Raw genomic sequence first — 23,247 nt, forward strand, 5'->3', positions numbered from 1 at the left:
CATTAAAATATTTGAATACCAAATTGTATTCGGTTGTTTGTAAAGCCCTCACCGTTAAACTGTTTCTTGTTCGTATAAAGCCATTCTATACCCACATTTACGTATTTATTCAAACGATAAAAAGTATTTACGAAACCAAAAGTGCTCGATTTAATATGAGGATTTGGATTGGTGTCCAGTTCATCGGCATGAAACATTCCAAGTGCCAGGTTACTTCTTAACTTTTCATTCCATTTATGACCAATCGAGCCAAATCCACCACGCTCGACCTGCAGTTCCAAACTGTTTTCAGAATAATAAGCGCCTGTACCGTCGGTTCCCATGATATAATTTGAAGCACCGGAACCGATCATTGCAGAGAGAGCTATTTTATCCTTTGCCCCTGGCTTGAAAACAGCAGTTGCGTTACCTAACCATCCGTTTTCTACTTCTTTGTTTCGAGTAGATTGAACAACATAAGTTAGAGGACGATACATACCTGTTAATCCAAGATGAACAGCCTCTGATGGATCTATTGAGAGAAAACCGATGACATCGGCATATCTGTTTTGCGGAAGTATGGCCTCTCCTTTTATATCAGTACTGTTTGGTTCTTCGAGAGAAATTGAAAGACTTAAGCTATTGCTCAAAGGAGTTACAAATCGAATCTGTCCGTGACGTGAAAATCCTCCACCACTCATTGTTGGTTCAACCAGACCTTCAGGGATACTTTTCAGATCCATGACCAGGCTCCAGTATTGGCCCATTAACAAGCTTTGCCCCTTTTTATTGTTCAATTGTAAATAAGCATGTCGAAGGGTAAAACCATAAGCTCCTCTAAAATCCATTTCGTAATATCCTTTAATGGCCAGGCCATCGTATGTTACCCGTCCGTCGAAAAACAAACGGGAAGAACGTGCGCCAATATAAGATTGCCCTTCATTGAAATCACTCGATTTGAAAGTACCGGGCATTATAATCTCATTTTTTACAGAATACTTCGTATCGTATATGGCAGTCGCTTTTATAAATCCTCCGATTGCCAATGAAACATGAGAACCGGGCAGGGTAATCGCCCCGGGAAATTCACCTGCACGAATTACCGCTGCATTCATATCGCCAATATCATCGCGGGTATGAATAATACTGTCTTTAACCTGTGCATTTAAATTTGCAACAACGAAAAGACTAAGAATTATAAGATGAAACCGGTGTTTTATAGAATTCATACAAGCTTATAGTTTTAATTATCCTGTTTACTATTTTTCAAATATGACTACCATGGTAAAGGAACCACTGGAGCAAATTGCACGCGAATCTGGTGTTGCGGGCCAAATACATCGGGCGACGCCAGATAATACCAATATTGAACACTGAGTTTTACAGGTAACTTCCCAAAACGGGTTACTTTGTTTACACCCGTTCCGACCGGAAAAGTAAAGCGGTTACCTTTTTCGGCTTTGTGGTTATAGGCAAAAGTGGGTTGACCCGTAATTTGCCAGGCATTTTTCAAATTGAAAATATAAAAATATTGTCCGGCTGTAACACTTGCCGTTTGTCGGTTGGCAGTAGAAATCCAGACCTCGTCGGGTAAAGAGGTTATCCCGACTTCATCGTCGGGAGTGTAACTATTTACACTCCACGCCTGACTAAGAAAAAGTCCAAGTGCTCCCCAATTAAACAGCTGAGCCACCATAAATTCAGGACCAACTGTCGTATATTTCGACCTCAATTGTTTGTCGGTTGCAGTTGGAAAGCCACCAAATACTCCGGCTATAGTAATTAGTTTTGAAGGCCATGTTTTTCCTAAGGCTATATCGGCACTGATGTTCCCCAGGTTGAAACCTTTATTCTCGAAACCATTATCGCCATATACCGGCTGGCTTAAATAAACCGGGATTAACGGCCGAACGAATAAATTCACTCCCTGCGACAATGGGATAGGTAAACTGGGTTGAAAATTCAGTAAAAAGCCATTTTGACTGGAAGCCCCCGGCAGGTCGCCATTGTAATGAATATAGTCGATGGGAAAAGCCATGGTTCCGAGTGTGGTATTTGGATTCGATAGCTCCCTGGCAATTTCGGCTTCGCTTTGTGGAGCTGTTTCTTCCTGAGCATACACCGATAAACTAAAGAGAGACAGTTGCATACACAATACAATTGATACAATATAAAGTCGTTTCATTTTTTTATGTTTTAAAATTTATTCATAAAGAAAAAAAGCATTTGCATCGTGAAATGCGCATTAAATACCTCTCATATTATTGATTAATGATCATGAATCAAAAGAATATCTATTGATTAAAATTCAAACTTTGCCATTGCCTGAATTCTGTTGGCACTACCTAAAGCATCATTTGTTGTTCGTTGTGCTCCCCATATATATTCCATACCGGTTGAAAAGCGCTTATAAGGTCTGAAAATGACGTTCACATGTCCGATCCCTCCACGTTTTATAGCATAATCAGCCCTTGATTCGGGCGTATCAAGCCAACCGTATGCATACGAAAAGTTAGAGGATAAGGTCTCGGTCCATTTATGCATGAAACCAAGTACCATAGCAAAAGAAGGAATTGTCTCCAGCTTTCCTTCCGGAGTTATAACGGCATTGGCATTACTCCCTGCAAAAGCCATAATATTTTCGCCTGAGCCGTATCCGGCACTTACATTCCAGGTGAGATAATTCTTCTTTCCAATGTACTGCCTCCCGGCTATTACACCGGCAATCTGAAGTGCCTGTGTGGTGCCGTCAGCACCTTTATCCCATCTCAACTGTCCGGCGCTGGAACCTAATACCAATAATCCACTTTTCCAGTTATAATCCAGCCGGGCGGCAAATAAGGGTAATTGTGCAGATGGTTTTCCAGGCAAGTCACCGGGATTTTCAATTCCCATCAAATCCAGGCTTTCAACAGCCATGGCTAATTTTAACTTACCTTCAAATTGTTTTTGAAACCTGATCTGTGTGGTTCTTCCGCCAAAGAGTGCATCACCGGCTGCAAAATCAATCATAAACGGTAAGGATTCAAGTATGGAAAGGGTGGTCCAGGTTTGGCCAATGATGAAATCTCCTGCAGTTATATAAGCATGCCTGAGTCTGAAGCGACTACCCTCCGACCAAAAATCCCCTTCAATAAAAAGTTTGAGGGGGACTTTTCCTTCTCCTATACGCCTGATATCGATGTTAAACCGGGTTTCTTTTGATAAGAAACTAAAATAGCCATGGTAATCATGCTCAGGCTGCCCTTCAACCGGAATGGTTGACATCAGAAACTGTGTTCTGTCGTTGGTTCCATCTACATCATAGATGGCATCTACTTTCACATATCCACCAATTTTCATACGTATATCAGAGCCAAACATCGGCCATGATCCGGGGAAATCAGATTCCACCAAATCATTGGCTGAAAGTACCTGGCTCGTTTCCTTGACATCACCCATCGGAAATATTTTTTGGCTGATGTTTAAAGAATCGACTACAAGAGAATCCGCCTGTTGGGCGAAAACAATCATTGGAAAGAAGTACACAATAAATATCCAAAAGAGTTTTATTTTCATTATTTATTGTTTTTACTGAGAACTATAATTCAGTCTTTTCTATTCGGACAGGAATAAGTGTCCTACGCCGGTTAATGTTCGTGACCTTCCTGGCCAAAATCGCAACAGTCCAAACCAGACGTTCCACTAAAGTCTTCCGGCACTGCATAAAATTTCTGAGTCCATCCTTCAATGGTAAGCGGTTCAAACTTTCCTTTTCCCTGTACTTCGAAACGAATAGGCTGGCCGGCATCGAAACGCTTCAATGGTTCTGAATCTCTCATCACGATTATACCATTCACAATCACATGGGGAATTCCTGTGGACGGAAGTGTGCCTTTCGCATAAGTGGCATGATCAGTGACTGTTTCAGGGTCGAACATGGTGATGTCGGCTACCATGCCTTCCTGCATTCGACCGCGGACTTGCATGGACTTTAAGCCCATTTCACCCAAAGGTTTGGCATAGTTGTAGCTGGTCATGGATACAGCCTGCATCAATGGAATATTGTTCTCTCTTGCCAGTCGCAGTACTTTGGCAAAACTTCCTGCAAAACGTGGATGTGTATTTGGAAAGTCTTCATAAGGGGTATCCCATTCCAGGCCATCATCCGGAATTATTGGCATTCCATCGCTACCAATAGCGACTCCCTTCATTTTTAACCAGTCTACAATTGCTTCTTCGGGCATTTTGTACACAATAATTGGACGGGTAGGTTCTTTCTTGAGCATTTCCTTCCTTGACTCTACCGTGTAAAACTCTCCGGTTTCAACATCCTTTAAGGTTTCTTCATATTTGTAACCAAGGGCATCAACCCAGATTTCAGGTTCAAGAAACATAGCATTCAAAGTAGTAGAACCGGCATTGTAGGGATAAACTTCTCCCCAAACATTATTTCCTTTCTCCCGCATTCTAACCAGTAATTCATGTACCATATTGTATCCCGGGTTATTGAAATGGCAGGCTATTGCTGGTGAACCAAGAGCAGCGGCATTTGCCAACATTTCCTGTATACCCGAAACTTCCTGTACATCATTGCCTGGAGTATTACGGAAGTGCATAGCTATATAGCGACCGTACTTACCGCCGAGTTTTTGCAATTCGAAAATTTCACGGGATGATACGCCTTCACGCATGTATCCGACAGTAGAACCTATCCCAAGCGCTCCCTGGCGAAGACCTTCATCGATATTAGCCAGGATTTGGTTGCCTTGTTCAAGCGTTGGCCTTGTTTTAGACCATCCCTGGGCTTGTGCTCTTGAAACGAATCCATCAGGTGTATTATAATGTTTCCATTCAGTAAACCCATCCAAAACAGTTGCACGCGCAAATTCATGTGCTACTGAAATTCCAAAGTTTACCGGTGATTTTCCTTCCCTATCCTTATAAAACGCATCAACATTGGGACCACTGGCACCCACTTCAAGATCCATAATGGTCGTACGGCCATCACGTACCATCAATCTATAAGCATAAGTTTCAATACAATGTTGATGGCCATCAATAAAACCGGGGGCCACCACCAATCCAGTGGCATCAATGGTTTCCTTGCCAGTAATGTTGTCTTTGGTGATAATGGCGATTCGCCCATCTTTCACACCAACATTGGCGATGTTATCATACATCGTTTCTGGGTCCATGACCCTTCCATTCAAGATAGCCACGTCATACTGTTGCGCCATCACCATACTGGAAAACAATAGGGTGAAAAGCAGAAGGTTTAAATTTTTCATGATAAATTATTTTAAAGTGTTTTTATAAGTATTTTCATTTTTCACGATAAGAACAATCTGCCTATCTATATGACAGACAGATTATTTAGCAGATTAATGTTTATGACCTTCCTGGCCAAAATTGCCACAGCATAAATCAGCCGTTCCACTAAAGTCTTCCGGCACGGCATAAAATTCTTTGGTCCAGCCATCAATGGTAAGTGGTTCAAACTTTCCTTTTTCCTGCACTGCAAAACGAATAGGCTGACCGGCATCGAAACGTTTAAGAGGTTCGGAATCGCGCATAACAATAATTCCGTTTACAATAACGTGAGGTATGCCTGTTGATGGAACCAATCCATGCGCATAAGTAGAATTATCGGTTACGGTTTTCGGATCGAACATGGTGATGTCTGCCACCATACCTTCCTGCATACGACCGCGGACTTGCATTGATTTTAGTCCCATTTCACCTAAAGGTCGGGCATAGTTGTAACTGGTCATGGATACGACCTGCATCAACGGAATATTATTTTCCCGTGCCAGTCGCAATACTTTGGCAAAACTTCCTGAAAAACGAGGGTGTGTATTTGGTAATTCTTCATATGGGGTATCCCATTCCAGACCGGCATCATCGATAATCGGCATTCCATCACTACCTATCGCTACGCCCGGTAGTTTCAGCCAGTCCAGAATCGCTTCTTCAGGCATTTTATATACAATTGCCAGACGAGTAGGTTCTTTCTTAAGCATTTCCTCTCTCGACTCTTGCGTATAAAATTCCCCGGTCTCAACATCCATTAACGTTTCTTCATACTTGTATCCCAGTGATTGAACCCATACTTCAGGTTCTAAAAAAACAGCATTCAAGGCTGTTCCACCGGCATTGTAAGGATATACTTCGCCCCAAACATTATAACCCTGCTCACGCATTCGAACTAATAATTCGTGTACCATGTTGTAGCCGGGATTATTAAAGTGTAAGGCAATACCCGGAGAATGTAAAGCAGCAGCATTTGCCAGCATTTCCTGAATACCCATTACTTCCTGCACATCGTTGCCCGGGGTAAGGCGGAAGTGCATACCTGTATAGCGGCCATACTTGCCACCAAGCTTTTGTAATTCGAATATTTCACGGGAGGATACGCCTTCACGCATGTACCCTACGGTAGAACCAACTCCCAGCGCTCCCTGGCGAAGACCTTCATCGATTAAAGAGAGGATTTGATTTCCTTGTTCCAGCGTTGGTCTGGTTTTGGACCATCCCTCACTGCCTCCTCTGGTCAAACGCATGTCTGGGGTATGAAAAGTTTGCCAGTTGTCAACCCCATCCAGAACAGCAGCACGTACAAACTCGTGCGACACTGAAACTCCAAAATTGATCGGCGACTTTCCTTCCCTGGCTTTATAAAATGCATCGACCTTGGATCCGGGTGCTCCCACCTCCAAATCCATAATGGTTGTACGACCATCGCGTACCATCAGTCTGTAGGCATAGGGCATAATGCAATGCTGGTGGCCGTCGATAAAACCAGGGGCCACCACCAATCCGGTAGCATCAATAGATTCTTTACCTTTTATTTCATCTTCGGTAATTAAACCAATAATTCCGTCTTTGATACCCACATTTCGAACCGCGTCGAAATTAGTTTCAGGGTCCATTACCCGGCCGTTCAGAATAACAACATCAAATTCGGTGTCGGCCGGCAACGATTTAAATTTGGGTTGATCTACATTTGTTTTTTCAGTTGGAGATGTGCATGATACTATTGCAATTCCAAACATGAGAATTGCTGCGAATAATTGCTTGATTTTTTTCATAATTTCGTTTGTTTAAGATTATTTATTTAAGGTGTTTTTATAGATTTTACCGTCCTTCATAATTAATGCAAGGTTCTTATGGGGATCAGCCAGAATTGAAATGTCATTAAGCGGGTTTCCATCAATCAGCAGTATATCTGCATAAGCGTCTTCTTCAATAACACCAATTTTTCCGGGGTACGGACTGCGTTCGCCGGATAACTGCAAGAGTTCACCAGCAAGGGAAGTGGCCTGATTTAATATTTCAGCCGGAGTAAACCACTTGGCACGTTCTACAAACTCCCTGTTTTGGTCAGCAGCGGCCTCAGGATTAACAACCACATCGGTACCGAAAACTATTTTTAGATTATACTTTTTAGCCAGCTTAAACATATTATCAAGTCCATCTCTAACCATTGCTCCCTTTGCCAGTCGCACCGGTCCAAGATCGGAGGAGAAGGTTAGATATACTACTACCTCCGGACTTAACCAGACATCATTTTCAGCCATCATTTTGGCAATTTCTTCATTGATCAGATTGCCATGTTCAATACATTTTACGCCACCCTTAATAGCTTGCTTGATGCCATCGACGGTATAAACATGAGCCATAACATAGGTCCCGAATCCTTCAGCCACCTCAACGGCTGCCTTAATCTCATCAAGAGTGAACTGCCTTCCATCGATTGGGTCAAACTCAGTACCTACTCCGCCAGCCAGATGCATTTTTATTTGGGAAGCTCCGTTTTTCAGGTTTTCCCGAGTGGCTACTAATACTTCATCTCTGCCGTTTACAACCCTGCTATAGCCCAATCGCTCCAGATTATTTTCAGGACCTCCAAACTCCCTTGGTTCCATGTATCTTGGATTGGCGTCACCATGCCCTCCAAACTGCGAGATAGCTCTTAAACTTGGCCATACCCTGGGTCCTGCAATTTCGCCCCGGTCGGCTGCCATTTTTGCTCCCCATGAAGCACCAGCAACATCCCGTATACTGGTAAAGCCTCGCTTTAAAAGCCGCTCTGCCTCCAGAGCTGCCTGAATCCCAATATAATCAAGATCAGGAGCATACGAACCAGCCATATCTGAAATCTTAACGCTTGCAAGACTCAGGTGATAGTGCATATCAATAAAGCCGGGCGTCAGCGTTCTTCCTCCCGCATCAATTACCGTTGAATTCTCATCCATTGTAATCATAATCCCTTCAGCTATCTGAGCGATCTTGTTTCCACGGATCAACACATCTTTTCCTTCAACCAAGTTATCAGAGCCATCAAAGATCTTCGCGTTGGTTATTAAAATTTGCTTGACCGGTTCTTGAGCAAAACCGGAATTGCTGAAAATGAATACCAGGAATAGGCTAACGACAACTTTTATAGAACTGCGTTTCATATCAGACAGATTTACATTCGAGTTTATTATTCAGCAAGACTATAAATAATCGCCCTTGCCATCGCTTCTTCCCGATCGCTTCCATCGCCGGTACAGAACCAGGCAACTACCATATCCTGAGAAGGTGAAACGAAAAGACCTTGTCCGCCTACTCCACTTTTAAAGAAATCGCCATTGGGGAATACCACATCCCATTGGTATCGGTTGGCTAAGCCCTCCACATCGGGGAAAGATTGCACGAATTTTTTACCGGCATAGGCCTTGTCATACATATCGGAATGTGAAGTATCCTGAATCTTTTTAATAATGGCTTGAGGAATAATTTCCTCTCCGGCAATTTTTGTACAGCTGGGTGTAAAAGCCATTCCAAATCGTGCCATATCCCTTACACTGGTGTTCATTCCTAACCAACCCAGCGTCTTTCCACTGGGGCTAACTGAAAGGGCGGCATCGTGCTCCATACCCAGTTTACTCCAAATACGTTCACTCAATTGTTCGTGCATTGGCATTCCTCCAACTTTTTCTACAATCCAGTTTACCACAAACGTATTGATCGAATTGTACTCAAATGCTTCGTGCCCGGGTTTTACCCGTTTCATTTCTTTTAGAACATCGTACCAGTTTTTGCTTCTGTCTCCCGGCAAAACAGCCACATCGGAAGTGGCAGCCCATCGGAACCAGATTTGTTCAGGATTGGTGCGGGAATCATGTAAAGGTTCGTCATGCTCGGTACCATTCAATCCGGTAGCCATATCTAACGTTTCCTCAACTGTTACTTCATCCCAGTCGCTTCCTTTCAGCTCTTCGAGGTAAAAGGTGACAGGTTTTTTAACATCAACTTTTCCCTCATACTCCAAAAAGGCCAGCATGGTAGCACCGGTAACTTTACTGCACGAGAACCAGATGTGTTTATCGACAGGACGCATGGTTTTATAACGTTCGTACACAATTTCTCCATTTTTTACTGCCACCATCGCATCGATCGGGAAGTTTTCGAAATGGGAGTTTACGGTTTCTGTTTTGTCGTTTCTACCTACAAAACTTACCTCGCCAATTTCAGGATGAATATTATAAGGCAATTCACTTACCTGTCCACTTCTGAAAAGCGGTGCGGTAATGTAAAACTGCGACCAATGTTGCCATGCATATTTGGTTTCATCACTGGGAAACTGAATTTTTACAGCATTTTCCGGTTGATGGAAATAGGTGCTGATTCGTGCAACTTCATCGAATGAAATATTGGAAGCAATGTTTTCTGGTTTGGCATAGATAACACCGGAATCGTCGTTGGTTGATTTTACCATAGTTTTATCATTTTTAGCCTGTGTGCAACTTTGCATAACACTGATTGACAATGATAATGCAGCTATAAACAGAATGTTTTTTTTCATGATATTTTATCTTTTTAGTTTATTGATTCAAAGTGTTTTTATACACTATGTAATCCTACATAATCACCTTGAATTTATTTGCCATCAAGATATTTTGCTGCTCTTCTTAAGTACCCCATCATCTTGTCTTCGCCATAAGGAGGAATGTAACCGTTGGTAGAAAAATATACCCCGACAAAATCCCGTGCCGGATCGATATAGATACCCTGCCCAACATTACCGTGCTTATAAAGTGCTCCATCTTCAAATACCGCATCAAACTGCATAGAATTCATGAGCGGTTCTTCCCCAAAATCTTCCGTCAGTCCTTTAAATTTTGCACCTCTTCTAAAAGCTTCTACGTTTCCGGCGGTTTGTAATCTTTTCAATACTGCCGGGGAAACCACAGGCGCTACGGCTGCTTTATCCCAACTGGGAGTAAACAACATACCAAAGCGTCCAAAGTCTTCAAGCGTGGTTGATAGTAATCCATGTGCTACGGATGTGCCATCGGGTGTCAGGTGATGCTGCATGTCGAGACGGGCAGTCATTTTACCCCAGACTCTTTCTTCAAATAGTTTGGCCCAGGTCTTGTTCTCAATGCGCTCGGCAATCACCACAAAAATTTGAGTAACGGCTGAAGAATAACGAAAGACCTCTCCGGGTTTTTCACCTTCAATTTTTTCTGCATCCTTCAAAATATCCATCCAGCTATCTACTTTCCCGGTTTCAGGATTAGCTGCGCCAAACTCAGCGCTAAAGAATTTTACAATGATGGAAGATGGATTGATGATGGCGTCCAGAGTTTCTTCCAGTTGGAGTCCTGTAGCCATATTGGCTGCATCGATCATTTTGATGCCGTCCCAATTGGTTCCTTTGAACTCGGGGATGTAATCCACCACTTCTTTTTGCATATCGACTTTGCCCTCGGCTTCCAGCTGAGCCATAATCAAGCCGACGGTTGTTTTACCCGGTGACATCCAGGCATGCATGTCCATAGGATTCATGCCGGGATAGGCTTCATAAACGATTTTGCCTTTGTGAATCATAAGGACTCCCTGTACCCGATGATTTGGGTGGACCACATATTCATTGACGGTCAACTCGCCCTCCTTAACCGGAAAAGTTACTTTATTGCCAACTTCCGGATCAAGACTTTTTTCCAGCGGCTTATACAGCTCATTGGGTTTAGAAGTAGCGGTTGGCAACATCTCGCTCAGATGCAGATTATAATACACCGCATGGTCGCCTCCCATTTGGTAGTGGAAATTTTCGAAGCTTTGTTGTGCTTGTTGCGCAAACTCGAGCGAAAACGGTGATTTAGCTGCGCTAATAGGCAGGGTTACCGTAGCACCCGGCACTTCAAGGTATTTCGCCAATGGATTATCCTGACCATACAACAGGCTTGAACTCAGCGCCAAACCAACTACAAATGCAGTTTTTAAAATATTTGTTTTTAGACTTTTCATGTTTTATCTATTTTAAAGTGTTCTTGTAAACCTTTCCATCCTTCATAATCACTTTAAAATTATTTTCCGGGTCGGCAACCAGGTCTATATCTTCCAGAGGATTACCTTCAACTACAATCAGGTCGGCATAGGCACCTTCTTTTATCACACCCAATTCACCCTCCTGATAGGGATTTCGGGGACCGCACATTTCTACTAATTCGGCATTGTCGTGCGTTGCCATTTTCAAGACTTCGTATGGGGTGAACCATTTCTGCATTTTGGCGAGGAACTTGCCTTGCTTGGCCGCTAGCACAGGATCGAAAAGCATATCCGTTCCCCAGGCTATTTTCACATTGTATTTTTTGCAGGCAGCCATGGCAGATTCAAGACCGGAAACACATTCAATGTATTTTGCACTACTGATAGGGTTTTCAAATTCAAAAGCATCTTCACCATAGGCATCCATCGCCTGCATGCTCCACCATACACCTTTCTCAGCCATTAACTTTGCTGTCTCGTCAGAAATAAAAAAGCCGTGCTCAACAGACTTGGCACCTGCTTCTACCCACATATGAATGGCTTCATCGGTATTGGCGTGAATGGCCACATAAGTATTCCAGGTGGCAGCCACATCACATATCGCCTTCGCTTCTTCGAAGGTGTATTCAGTAACATCCAGCGGATCGTACAAGGACGATACACCACCCCCTGCCATCGCCTTGACCTGGGTTGCACCCAGGCGCAGCGCTTCGCGAGTCCGCATCATCACTGCAGGCACGCCGTCAGCAATAAGGGTAAATCCCGTTCTTGCGTTATAACTAAGAGGCTCACCCGGATTTGTGGGAACATCCAGTGGTCCTCTGAAATCTCCATGGCCCGAGGATTGAGAGATATAAGGGCCCGATACAAACATACGCGGACCAACGATGAAACCAGTTTCAATAGCCTTATGCACGCCAAAACTCGGACCGCCTACATCGCGTACGGTGGTATAGCCACGCAAAAGTGTTTCTTTAGAATATACAGCAGCCGCAAGGCTTAGATAACCAATGTCCGCATTGAGTACTTTGGATACAGGCCAAAAGTTCATCATGGTATGCCAGTGGTTGTCAATTAGTCCGGGAATCAGGGTGCGCCCCTGACCATCGATGACTTTGACTTTGACTTCCTTTTTGATCTCTTTTTCCGGTTCGTAAACCACCACTACTTTATCGCCACTTCCCTGCAAATCATGGGCGTGTGCTCCGGGCATTTCTTTTAAACCACCCGTTTTTACATCAATTTCATAGCTGTCTGCAATTTTAATGTCTTTATCGATCTTCTTTATCAAATTTTTAACCACGAGAATATCGTAGCCTTCAAGTAGTTTCTCATTTTCGCCGTCAAATATGTTGACATTGGTAATTAAGGTGACTTCTTCATTTTGCGCATGAGCCATAAAACTCACGGCTACCAGCATAATTGCTGTAAAAATAAAAGTTGCTGTTTTTTTCATTGTTAGCTATTTAAATTCTATACTTTATTTATTATATGTTTTATTTGGCAGCCTTTCAAGGCTTGTTTTTATTGATCAAATGATTAGATATTTTTGCTTTATGAACTATTAACCTGTTTGTTACAAAAACCTACAACCTTTTATCTGCTTAACAAATAATTACTAGTGGTTCTTATTAATATGTAAACCTATTTGTTGTCATTTAATTTAATTCGTGTTCTAACCATTTATTTCTGATTCCAAATTTCTGAATTACATTATTACCGAGTTTTACTTATTGTTCCGAATGTTTAACCTATTGTTCCGATCGAATTTTCCCCGGTAGTTGTGTGGACTGAAGCCTGTTTCTGTTCTGAATATTCGTGAAAAATAAGGTAGGCTATCGACACCTACCTCCACTGCAATTTGCGTAATGTTCAGGTTGGTTTCCAGCAAAAGCTGGCAGGCTCTTTCTATCCTAATCAATCTTATATAGTGAGAAGTTGAGCGGTTGGTGAGCAATTTCATTTTAATGTGCAATTGGGTTCGGCTCATGCTAACCAATTTACACAACTTCCTTACTCCAAAACCCTCTTCTTTCATATTTTCCATGATGATTTGACTAATTCGATCAATAAATTCATTATCATGTTTGACAGTACGAATTTCGTTAGATGATTTGTTTTTTAGATTTGTCAATTCTTTACCGTTTTGGCGATTGTATAAAATCGATTCTAAATTATTATTTCAGCATCATACTGTTAGATACTGAAGTTTAATCGACAAGTAAACACACAAGATGCTTCACCTGAAGGGTTTACAGTAATTACAAGGATATTTTTTCATGTGATTTTGTTTTATTATTTCAACGTGTTCTTGTAAACCTTTCCATTGCATTGCAGCTAAATTTCAATCCCACTGCCCTGCTCCGGATAATTTAATGGGCAGCATCCAGCGCTTCCAATACACCTAAATCGGTAAGCCCCCAAATCATTAACTGAATGGCTAAAGCTGCAAGAAGTAATCCCACTATTACGGATACTACTTTAAGTGCCGCCGGCCCAATTGCTCCCAATATTTTATTGGCTCCCAGTAAAAAGAAAAAATTGAGGATCATAACACCGAAAATTAATCCTACTATCAATAGTAACTCCGATGTTTCCGGCTTTGATGCTGTAACGGTGGTAAGTGCAACCAAAGCCTGGGGAGTTGCCATTAATGGCATGGCGAGTGGAAATACTGCTATATCAGAAGAAACCTCTATATCTTCTTTTACATCATCTTTTTTTGAATCGCCACCTATCACCATTTCAAGGGCATAAAGCAGTAAAATTAATCCGCCTGCCATTTTAAGGGCCGGAAGAGATACATGGAAGGCATTTAGGAGGAATTCACCTGCAAGCACAAATAACACGGCAACAACGGTTGCAGTAACTACGGTTTTAAGTGCAACTCGCCGCCTAAACTTGGCATCAGACTTAGCGGTAAGTGTTACAAAAACAATCGCTGGTTTAAGCGGTCCCATTAAGATAAGAAGGAGTACTATTATATCTAATATTCCAATTTCCATTTTTATACTGTTTAGTTATTACTATTTTTAAAATGATTACAAATTTGCCGGGAACTAAATTTTATTTAGCCTTCCAGTTTGGAGCTCGTTTTTCGGCGAAAGCCAGAGCACCTTCCTTCGAATCTTCGGTCCGCATGAGCCAGTCGAAGTACTCTTTTTCGAGTCTGACAGCCTGAGTCAGAGGCATATCAAGCCCTTGCATAACAACAGCCTTCATTTTTTGTACAGCAAGTGGAGCACTCTTAAGAATCTCACCGGCAATTTTTTCACATGTTGCCATTAATTGATCTTCGGGCACCAAATGATTAACGAGGCCTAAACGATATGCCTCTGTTCCATCAATGCGGCCACCGGTGTATAATAATTCGAGCGCATTGCCTAATGGAATTACACGTGGTAAGCGTTGAGTTCCATAGCCTCCCGGAATCCAGCCCAATCGAACTTCACCTGAACCAAAGTGGGCATTTTCTGCAGCAACTCTGATATCACAGGCTAATACCTGTTCCAAACCACCCCCATTACAGTGACCATGAATAGCTGCGATCACAGGTTTGGTAAGGGTAAGCATGCGTGGGTACAAACGATCTACAAAGCCTTCAGCTTCGGGCGATTTAACCCATTTAATATCGGTACCAACACAAAATGAACGACCTTCTCCACTGAGAATTCCTACTCGTAAATTTGGGTCATTTTCAAGATCTTCCCATGCATCAGCAATAGCGTTATAGGTATCACCATCACATGCGTTCAATACTTCAGGGCGGTTAATTTTAACGTAAACAATTCCACCTTTTTTTTCAACAATTACTTTTTTCATCTTTTATTATTTTAAATATTATTTTTTAGATTTTGTCTTTATTTATCCATGCTATAAACAACTTATAGCCAAGCGATATGATAATAGCACCGGTAAACAAACCGATGAACCCGGACAGCATAAAACCACCGATCACACCAAGGAAAATTACTACCATAGGAACAGCAGCTCCTTTCCCTAACAATATTGGTTTTAACACATTGTCTGATGCGCCCGCCAGTAACAGATATATGGTCCAGAGTACCGCAGGCAATGGGTTCATTACGGAGAATAACCAGATGATAACAAATATTATTAGTAGCAGAACAGGCAGCTGAAGAATTGCCAAAACAAAAACCAAGAGTGTCCAAAGCCCTGCGTAAGGTACACCTGCAAGAAGAAATCCGATTCCCACCAGTAAGGCTTGAATCAGTGCTACACCAACTACCCCTCTCAGAACATTTTGTACGGTAGTAGTTACAATATTTGCAAATTCATCAGCGGTGGAGCCAACCAGCTTATAAAAGAATCTTTGTGTAAAATCTGCCGTACCTTTTGTTGCCAGTAAAACACCGGCAATAATCGTTGACAGAATTAACTGGAGAACACTCCCTCCCATATTAGCTACGCCATTTACCAGACCTATAGCCATTTTATTAACCTGATCATCGTACCGAATCAGAAAATCATCGAGATTTGACGCTGCCTGAGCCCAAAATCCATAAATTTCGTCGCCAAACAATGGCCAATCAGCCACTTTCGGGCTGGGAGGAGGGACTACCAGGGAGCCGGCTTCCATACTGGCTTCCAGCTGATTAATTCCTGCTAAGAAAGAGTCGAAAAACAGCCAGGAGGGTATAATAATAACAATTAAACCAACTATCACGAGCAATGCAGCAGACAGTGAAGGTTTATCTCCAAGCCATCGGTTTAGCATGTTATAAATTGGGGCTGTGGCCAAAGCCAAAATCAGAGCCCATACAACGACTCCTGCAAATGGGTAAAGTAGTTGCAAACACCACGCAACCAGCAAGGCAAGAAAACCTAAGCGAATTGCAATTTCAATTACATATTGTGTTTTCTGGTTAATTTGTTGATTATTATCCATCTTGATTAAATTTTTAAAGCGTTTTAATACTTATGATAATTGGGCTTTCGTTTCTCGGCAAAGGCTGTCATGCCTTCTTTTTGATCGGGAGTACTAAACATCCCGTGGAAAAGTCGGCGGGCCACTTTCAATGCCGGAATAAGAGGGGTTTCTACCTGTTGGTTTACAGCTTCCTTACCGGCCAAAACTGCTAAGCGTGGATTATTGGCAATGGTTGTTGCAACCTTCAGCGCTTCATCCATTAGCTGACCATCTTCAACAACCTTTGTAATCATACCTATTCGCTCGGCTTCTTCGGCACTAAAAGGTTTGCCGGTCAATACATAATACATTGCTTTTGCTTTTCCAACTGCAGCAGCCAAACGGGCCGGGCCACCACCTCCGGGAATAACACCTAAGCCTACTTCAGTCAAGCCAAATTTTGCGGTTGTATCTGCGATAATCATATCACACATAAGCGATATTTCGGTACCGCCCCCAAAGGCATAACCTCTCACCGCTGCAATAACAGGCTTACGCAGTTCCGCAACTTTGTCCATATAGGCTGCCAGATCAGTAAGATAGGCGCTCTCAAAATCCTGTGAAGCAATCCATTTTAAATCGGCTCCGGCACAGAATGCCTTTTCGCCACCGGCAAGGATCATACAGCCAATGCTATTGTCTGCATCAAATTCCAGCAAAGCATCGGTAACTTCTGTTTCCACTTGCTCGTTAAGTGCATTCAAGGCCTCAGGGCGGTTGAAAGTTACAATTCCAACATTTCCCTGACGCTCGGTTTTCATATATTTATATTCTTTCATTTAAAGCTATTTATGGTTGTCAATTTTTACTACACACATTAATCGGATTCTATTGAAGGCAACTGTTCTCTCAGTTTACTTTTAGCTATCCGATCCAGGGTTGAACGAGGAAAATCGTCGACAATATGTACTGACCGGGGCACCTTAAAATCAGCCAATTGCTTTCGACAGTGAGAAACAATCTTGTCTTTGAGTTCCTCGATATTTTGTGCTTTGCCCGATTCGGTTAACGAGATAAAGGCAGCAGGAACATCACCCAGCATGTAGTGTTTCTGAGCCACTACCGCACATTCCAGCACGTATCCGGTTTCAAAAATTGCCTGTTCAATTTCCAATGCTGCCACATTCTCTCCACCAACACGAAGCATATCCTTTTCACGATTGACGAAGTACATCCAACCGTCTTTATCGATACGTACCAGGTCTCCTGTATCGAGAGCTCCGCTTTCATCAAAAGCTTTTTGGGTCGCTTCAGGATGCTTATAATATTCTTTGAAGAGTGTTACACCTTTTTCGCCTCTGATATAGAGCCGACCTTCCTCGCCGGGTTTTGCCGGAGTACCATCTTTCTTGCGAACTTCAACTCCATAGAATGGTGTCGGTCGTCCCATTGTACCGGCAGGACCCGAAATATCAGCATCGGTTATGATACATGCCGTAACTGTTTCTGTCATTCCCCAGAAGGCCAGTGTTTTTGCACCAAACTCCTTTTCTGCCTCAGGCAGACGCTCCAGCCCTACCAGTAACCGAACCTTATGTTTCGGTACAGGCCGGCCTTTCAATGCTTTAAATGCAAAGGGAATCATCGAGATCCAGGTAACACCATACTTCGCGCAGGCATCCCAAAACCGCGATGCAGAGAAGCGGGGATGCACAACAATCGTTCCTCCCGACCACAGCGCTGTAAGCAAAGTAATCTGGGCATTCGCATGAAAAAGTGGCATGTTTATCAGCGTAACATCATCACGTCTTAGCCGCAAATTCATTGACATGGATTTACTACCCCAGAGCGCATTGGCGTTTGTCCAGACAGTAGGTTTTGGGCGGGATGTTGTACCCGACGTGAATTGTACAGCAAAATTCTTTTTAGGATCTGGTGGCAATGCAGGCAAAGGCATATCTGAAAATACAGAGGTAAAGGATTCGGCATCTACACCCTTCATTTCATCTTCGTTGGTTGCCTCACCGGTAACAATCATTTTAGGCCCTTTACCACAGGCTTTCTGCACCATTCTGGCAAAGTGAGGCTGTGTAATGACATATACCGGCTCCATCACTTCAGCGAAATACTTAATATTTTCGGCAACCGACCGGATATTGATGGTTACAGGGACAGCACCGACATAAGCACAGCCAAACCAGGCTGTCAGGAAATAGGGCGAATTATTAGAATGAATAAGAACAAAATCCCCACTTCTGACACCCCGGGCGTGTAATCCTGCACCGAATTGTTTGGCGTAGCCTGCTAATTCAGCATAAGTCCACCGACGCTCTTCGCCTTCAAATGGTGCCCAAATTACAAATGTCTTGTCTGGCTGACGCTCAACCCATTGGTCTAAAAGCCAGATGACATCCATGCCATGAAATGATTTTAATATATTGTATCCCATATCGATTGTCTTCATCGTTATACTTCAATTCAATTTTACGCTTTGGGATTCCGTTTGGTCACGTAGAGCATGTGCTCGACATAGCACACCGTCTCGCCACGTTGGTTTGTCGTCGTCTCGGTCTGCGTCAAAACACCGTGGGTAGGTTGCTTGGCATCTTTCTTGTCTACGACCTTGACCTCGGTTTTGATTGTATCTCCGATGTAGACAATACCAGGGTAGCGGATCTTACCATAGCCATAGTTCATGACGTTGGGATTCATTCCCGCAGTCTGAAAAATCAGCCCCGTACTGAAGACGAACGTCAGGTTTCCGTGCGCAATTCGGTGTTTGATCGGCTGTGATTTTGCAAATTCCTCATCGATATGGTGCGGCATGAAGTCACCAGAATGCATGGCGTGCATCACAATATCGGTTTCCGTTATTGTTCTGCCAGCAGTCATATAAGACTCTTCAATTTTAAAATCTTCGAAAAATTTATATTCGTTACTCATAATTTTAAATATTTATTATTGCATTTTTTATTGGTGTATTTCTACTATCTGGGTAAGCCTATTACACGAGCTTCAGCTAACGCCTTAAGATCGTCCTCGCTGTATCCGAGTGCTGTAAGTTCAGCTATGGTATGTTCGCCAACAGCCGGTGGTGCTTGTGGTTTCACTCTCTCATAGCCCTCGCTATTAATCTGCATCGGGCTGTCGACAGTGCGAATACCATCTGCGCCTTCAACTTCAGGGAAGCAGCCATTTGCAATCATATGTTCGTCGCGTGTACATTCCTCAGTTGTTTGCGCCACGCTGTAATTCACGCCAAATTCACTCAGGCGTTTTCTTACATCAGCAAGATCATATTTCTCAACAATACCCTGCATTTCATCGAAAAGTGCCCTGGCATTCTGGAGACGCGCCTGCGGAGTTGCGAAACGCTCATCCCCCTTCAGGTGATCCGCACCGAAGGCATCCCGAAGATTCCCGATATTGTTGGGATTTATTTCCATGATTATGATGTAACGGCCGTCTTTAGTTCTGAAACGGCCACCGGATACCGGGTTCGGCCACTCTTCGATGTGGTATTTTGGCATGGGCGGTGTGCCAACCAGGGCAGCCTGCGTCATGCAGGAGTTTGCCCACAATCCATTATGCATCAACGAAGTAGAAACTTCAGCGCCCAAACCTGTACGCTCGCGGTGGAAAAGTCCTCCCAATACTGCACCGGCGAGGGTTGATGCCGTACCCAGGTCACCCAACCCAACGGGTAAAGGTACAGGGGCTCCGTCCTTAGGTCGCAGTTCTTCCATAATCCCGGTTCTTGCATACCATGCGGTGGCATCAAAGCCCGGCGAATTCTTATCGGGACCTTCCTGGCCGAAGCCGTTGATTGAGGCATAAACGATTTTAGGATTAACCGCCTTAATGTCTGCATAGGTGTGCTTAAGACTTTTCTGTACCGGATAGGGGGAGTTAGTCAGAAAGACATCGGCCGTAGCCGCCAGTTTAAACAAGGCTTCCTGTGCCTTTGGTTCCTTCAGGTTCAGTGCCACCGACTTCTTGGTACGGTTCTGAATGTATGTTGTCCAGGCAACTTTACTTGGTGGTAATCCAGGTGTTAAATGCCCATAGCGCCAGGGATCGCCGCTTAGCGGTTCAATCTTGATCACTTCTGCCCCGAGATCCGCAAGGATCACCGTTGCATTTGGTGCCGCAGCCATCGACGCGACTTCAATTACTTTGATTCCTTCTAAAATTTTTTTCATTGTTAGCTATTTTAAATTCATAATTTGATACCTACTGATACCATTCTTAAACCAGTTATTCTAAAGTGTTCTTATACACTTTTCCGTCCTTCATTATTACCTTGAAGTTCTTTCCAGGATCGGCGATCAAATCGAGGTTTTCGAGCGGATTGCCGTCGACCAGGAGTAAATCAGCCAACGCACCCTCCTTGATCACGCCATTCTCTCCGGGATACGGATCCCGGGGTCCACACATTTTGAAGAGCTCGTAATTGGTGCTGGTGGCCATTTTTAACACCTCCCATGGCTCATACCACCTTTTGAGTTTTGCCAGTGCTTTCCCCTGTGTGGCAGCAATTGCTGCACCGTTTTGCAAATCGGAGCCAAAGGCAACCTTCAAATCATACTTACTGGCCAACTCATAGGCTTTCTCCGTGCCGGCAGTCATTTGCAGGAATTTTTGTTGTTCAAAAGATCCTTCCGGAAATGGAACGGCATCTTCATCATTCAGCAAGGGTTGCAAGCAAAGCCATGCGTCATGTTCCTTAATCAGTTTTGCGGTTTCTTCCGTTATCATCTGTCCGTGCTCAATAGATTGGACGCCCGCTGCCAGGGCTCCGCGGACCGCAACATCTGAATAGGCGTGCACACATACATAGGTATTCCAGGTATCAGCCACTTCCACTGCAGCCTTCATTTCATCCAGCGTATATTGCCTTACATCCAGCGGGTCGCTGAGTGAAGCCACGCCTCCCCCTGCCATGACCTTGATCTGAGTGGCACCGGCCATTAAATTCTCACGCACCCGTCTTATCACTTGGGGAACACCGTCTGCGATCTTTGTCCACCCCATCATTTCCCCATCGAGAAGTTCTCTTCCGTCTTTCCTTGTCATCACCGTTGGAAAGCGCATATCTCCATGGCCGGAGGTTTGCGTTATATAAGCACCTGAAGCATAGATTCGAGGCCCCAGATATCTTCCCTCGTCGATCATCTTCTTGATTCCAAAAACCGGACCTCCAACATCGCGGACAGTAGTAAAGCCCCGCATCAGTGTTGCTTCGGCGGCTTCTGCGCCTGCCAGTGTCAGATAGCCAATGTCATTCACAAGGATTTGCATACTTGCAATGTGGGCATGCATCGTGTGCCAGTGCGCATCGGTAAGCCCGGGAATCAGCGTCATGCCTGTGGCATCGATGATTTGGGAATTCTCGTCTTGCGTAATCATGATCCCTTCAGCAATCTGCACGATCTTGTTGCCCCGAATGAGCACATCTTTTCCTTCTACCAACTTATTCGTTCCGTCGAAGATTTTGGCATTTGTAATTAAGATTTGCTTTTCCGGTGTTTGGGCAAAAGTGAATCCACTAAAAAGGATCATCGCCACAAACATCCGAATGATAAGGTTTATCTTTTTCATGACTAATTTACTTTAAAGTGTTTTTGTAGACTTTTCCGTCTTTCATGATTACCACAAAATTCTTTTCAGGATCAGCGACCAGGCTTAGATCTTCCAACGGATTTCCATCTACGATAAGCAGGTCGGCATAAGCTCCTTCCTTGATCACGCCCAACTCTCCTTTTTGGTAAGGGTGGCGTGGCCCTGATAGCTTCAGCAGCTCTGCATTATTTGAAGTTGCCATCTTTAATGTCTCATACGGAGTAAACCAACGATCAAGCTTGGCAAGCAACTTTCCCTGTTTGGCTGCAGCCTCTGCACCCATAAATAAGTCTGTTCCAAATGCCATTTTCACTCCAATTTCTTTCGCAAGCTTGTAGACGTTGTCTGTACCTTTTGTTACCTCTGTAAACTTCCTGTTTGATTCAGGATTAGGAAATTCTTCCGCATCCTCATCATTCAATATGGGCTGGGTACTTAACCATACATCATTGTCCTTCATCATTTGAAGGGTCTCGCGGCCCATTAGCATACCATGTTCGATGCTTTTAACTCCGGCTTTTACGGCAGTTTGAATAGCATCGTCGGTAAAAATATGGGCTGCTACATAACTGTTGTAGCTTTTTGCAGCATCCACAATAGCTTTCATTTCTTCAAGTGAATATTGGCGTACATCGATTGGGTCGTAGCTAGATGCCACACCTCCGCCACCAGCAATTTTAACCTGAGAAGCTCCTAACATAAAAGCTTCCCGGGCTCGCTTGCGCGCATCGGCCTCACCATCTGCAATTGCTGTCATTCCTACCTCTTCCCAGTAGGTCATATTGCCAAGTCTATCTGGTATTTGATTGATAAGTCTATAGTCAAAATGTCCACCCGTTTGGCTGATCATTGGACCGGAAGGTAAAATACGCGGGCCAACCACTACTCCTTCATCAATCAACCTTTTGATACTGAATACATTTCCGCCCATATCCCGAACTGTAGTAAAGCCACGCATTAAGGTTTTTGGGGCGGCAATGGCACTTCTTATTCCGACCTCAAAAGCATCTCCGGTTAAGATAAATGTCATAGGTAGCTCGGCCAGGGCCATGTGCCAGTGGGCATCTATTAAGCCCGGGATTAACGTGCGGCCTTCTCCATCAATAACGACCACCTTTACCTCTTTCTTTACATTCTTTTCAAGCTCATAAACCATCACAATATTATTTTCGCTTTGAGGAGTCATATCAGAAAGGTATCCACCTGGCCTGGCTTTCAATCCACCGGTTTTTACATCAATCTCGTACGATTCTGCAATTTTGATGTCTTTGTCGATCTTCTTGATCAGATTTTTCACCACAAGAACATCGTAACCTTCAAGTAGCTTTTCGTTTACTCCATCGAAGATGTTGACATTGGTAATTAAGGTAACTTCTTCATCTTGCGCATGAGCCATAAAACTCACGGCTAGCAGCATGATTGCTGAAAGAATAAAAGATGCTGTTTTTTTCATTGTTAGCTATTTATAATTTAGT

General features: G+C 43.5%; 19 protein-coding genes. All 19 read right to left on the reverse strand.

The genetic code is table 11. The annotated features are described in order from the left end of the window. Positions 1-2 precede the first annotated feature (2 nt). Positions 3-1,208: a DcaP family trimeric outer membrane transporter gene (locus WFY05_RS10140; protein ID WP_340112718.1), complete on the reverse strand. Its 1,206-nt coding sequence runs from the start codon at positions 1,206-1,208 to the stop codon at positions 3-5. Positions 1,209-1,255: 47 nt separating this feature from the next. Beyond that, positions 1,256-2,164, reverse strand: coding sequence for a hypothetical protein (locus WFY05_RS10145; RefSeq protein ID WP_340112719.1), 909 nt, complete (start codon positions 2,162-2,164; stop codon positions 1,256-1,258). Positions 2,165-2,280: 116 nt separating this feature from the next. Further along, complete coding sequence (locus WFY05_RS10150) at positions 2,281-3,537, reverse strand: DcaP family trimeric outer membrane transporter (RefSeq protein WP_340112720.1); 1,257 nt, start codon at positions 3,535-3,537, stop codon at positions 2,281-2,283. A 71-nt stretch (positions 3,538-3,608) separates the two neighbouring features. Next, positions 3,609-5,249 (reverse strand): amidohydrolase family protein, encoded by a 1,641-nt coding sequence (locus tag WFY05_RS10155; RefSeq protein ID WP_340112721.1) that lies wholly within the window; start codon positions 5,247-5,249, stop codon positions 3,609-3,611. 93 nt (positions 5,250-5,342) lie between these two features. Next, positions 5,343-7,049 (reverse strand): amidohydrolase family protein, encoded by a 1,707-nt coding sequence (locus WFY05_RS10160; RefSeq protein ID WP_340112722.1) that lies wholly within the window; start codon positions 7,047-7,049, stop codon positions 5,343-5,345. Between the two features lie 18 nt (positions 7,050-7,067). Further along, positions 7,068-8,420, reverse strand: a complete 1,353-nt coding sequence (locus WFY05_RS10165; RefSeq protein WP_340112723.1) for a metal-dependent hydrolase family protein — start codon at positions 8,418-8,420, stop codon at positions 7,068-7,070. A gap of 26 nt (positions 8,421-8,446) precedes the next feature. After that, the gene (locus WFY05_RS10170; protein WP_340112724.1) at positions 8,447-9,811 is read right to left on the reverse strand and encodes a serine hydrolase domain-containing protein; all 1,365 of its coding nucleotides are present in this window, start codon (positions 9,809-9,811) and stop codon (positions 8,447-8,449) included. A 74-nt stretch (positions 9,812-9,885) separates the two neighbouring features. Beyond that, positions 9,886-11,259 carry a serine hydrolase domain-containing protein gene (locus WFY05_RS10175; protein WP_340112725.1) on the reverse strand — a complete coding sequence of 458 codons (1,374 nt, stop codon included), beginning with the start codon at positions 11,257-11,259 and terminating at the stop codon, positions 9,886-9,888. A gap of 7 nt (positions 11,260-11,266) precedes the next feature. Then, positions 11,267-12,736 (reverse strand): metal-dependent hydrolase family protein, encoded by a 1,470-nt coding sequence (locus WFY05_RS10180; protein WP_340112726.1) that lies wholly within the window; start codon positions 12,734-12,736, stop codon positions 11,267-11,269. Positions 12,737-13,006: 270 nt separating this feature from the next. Then, positions 13,007-13,327: a helix-turn-helix transcriptional regulator gene (locus tag WFY05_RS10185; protein WP_340112727.1), complete on the reverse strand. Its 321-nt coding sequence runs from the start codon at positions 13,325-13,327 to the stop codon at positions 13,007-13,009. A gap of 325 nt (positions 13,328-13,652) precedes the next feature. Then, positions 13,653-14,285 (reverse strand): MarC family protein, encoded by a 633-nt coding sequence (locus WFY05_RS10190; protein ID WP_340112729.1) that lies wholly within the window; start codon positions 14,283-14,285, stop codon positions 13,653-13,655. Between the two features lie 61 nt (positions 14,286-14,346). Next, positions 14,347-15,102 (reverse strand): enoyl-CoA hydratase/isomerase family protein, encoded by a 756-nt coding sequence (locus WFY05_RS10195; protein WP_340112730.1) that lies wholly within the window; start codon positions 15,100-15,102, stop codon positions 14,347-14,349. 25 nt (positions 15,103-15,127) lie between these two features. Further along, a complete protein-coding gene (locus WFY05_RS10200) occupies positions 15,128-16,189 on the reverse strand; it encodes an AI-2E family transporter (protein WP_340112731.1) in 1,062 nt (353 codons plus the stop codon). Between the two features lie 23 nt (positions 16,190-16,212). Then, complete coding sequence (locus tag WFY05_RS10205; RefSeq protein ID WP_340112732.1) at positions 16,213-16,989, reverse strand: enoyl-CoA hydratase-related protein; 777 nt, start codon at positions 16,987-16,989, stop codon at positions 16,213-16,215. Positions 16,990-17,027: 38 nt separating this feature from the next. Continuing rightward, positions 17,028-18,614: a class I adenylate-forming enzyme family protein gene (locus WFY05_RS10210; RefSeq protein WP_340112733.1), complete on the reverse strand. Its 1,587-nt coding sequence runs from the start codon at positions 18,612-18,614 to the stop codon at positions 17,028-17,030. Between the two features lie 20 nt (positions 18,615-18,634). Beyond that, positions 18,635-19,093, reverse strand: coding sequence for a MaoC/PaaZ C-terminal domain-containing protein (locus tag WFY05_RS10215; RefSeq protein WP_340112734.1), 459 nt, complete (start codon positions 19,091-19,093; stop codon positions 18,635-18,637). Positions 19,094-19,137: 44 nt separating this feature from the next. Then, on the reverse strand, positions 19,138-20,352 hold the full coding sequence (locus tag WFY05_RS10220; RefSeq protein ID WP_340112735.1) for a CaiB/BaiF CoA transferase family protein: 1,215 nt from the start codon (positions 20,350-20,352) through the stop codon (positions 19,138-19,140). Between the two features lie 55 nt (positions 20,353-20,407). Next, a complete protein-coding gene (locus WFY05_RS10225) occupies positions 20,408-21,751 on the reverse strand; it encodes a metal-dependent hydrolase family protein (RefSeq protein ID WP_340112736.1) in 1,344 nt (447 codons plus the stop codon). Between the two features lie 7 nt (positions 21,752-21,758). Then, positions 21,759-23,225, reverse strand: coding sequence for a metal-dependent hydrolase family protein (locus tag WFY05_RS10230; protein ID WP_340112737.1), 1,467 nt, complete (start codon positions 23,223-23,225; stop codon positions 21,759-21,761). Between the last annotated feature and the right edge of the window lie 22 nt (positions 23,226-23,247).

This window comes from Maribellus mangrovi (assembly GCF_037646455.1).
In the GTDB taxonomy this organism is placed as follows: domain Bacteria; phylum Bacteroidota; class Bacteroidia; order Bacteroidales; family Prolixibacteraceae; genus Draconibacterium; species Draconibacterium mangrovi_A.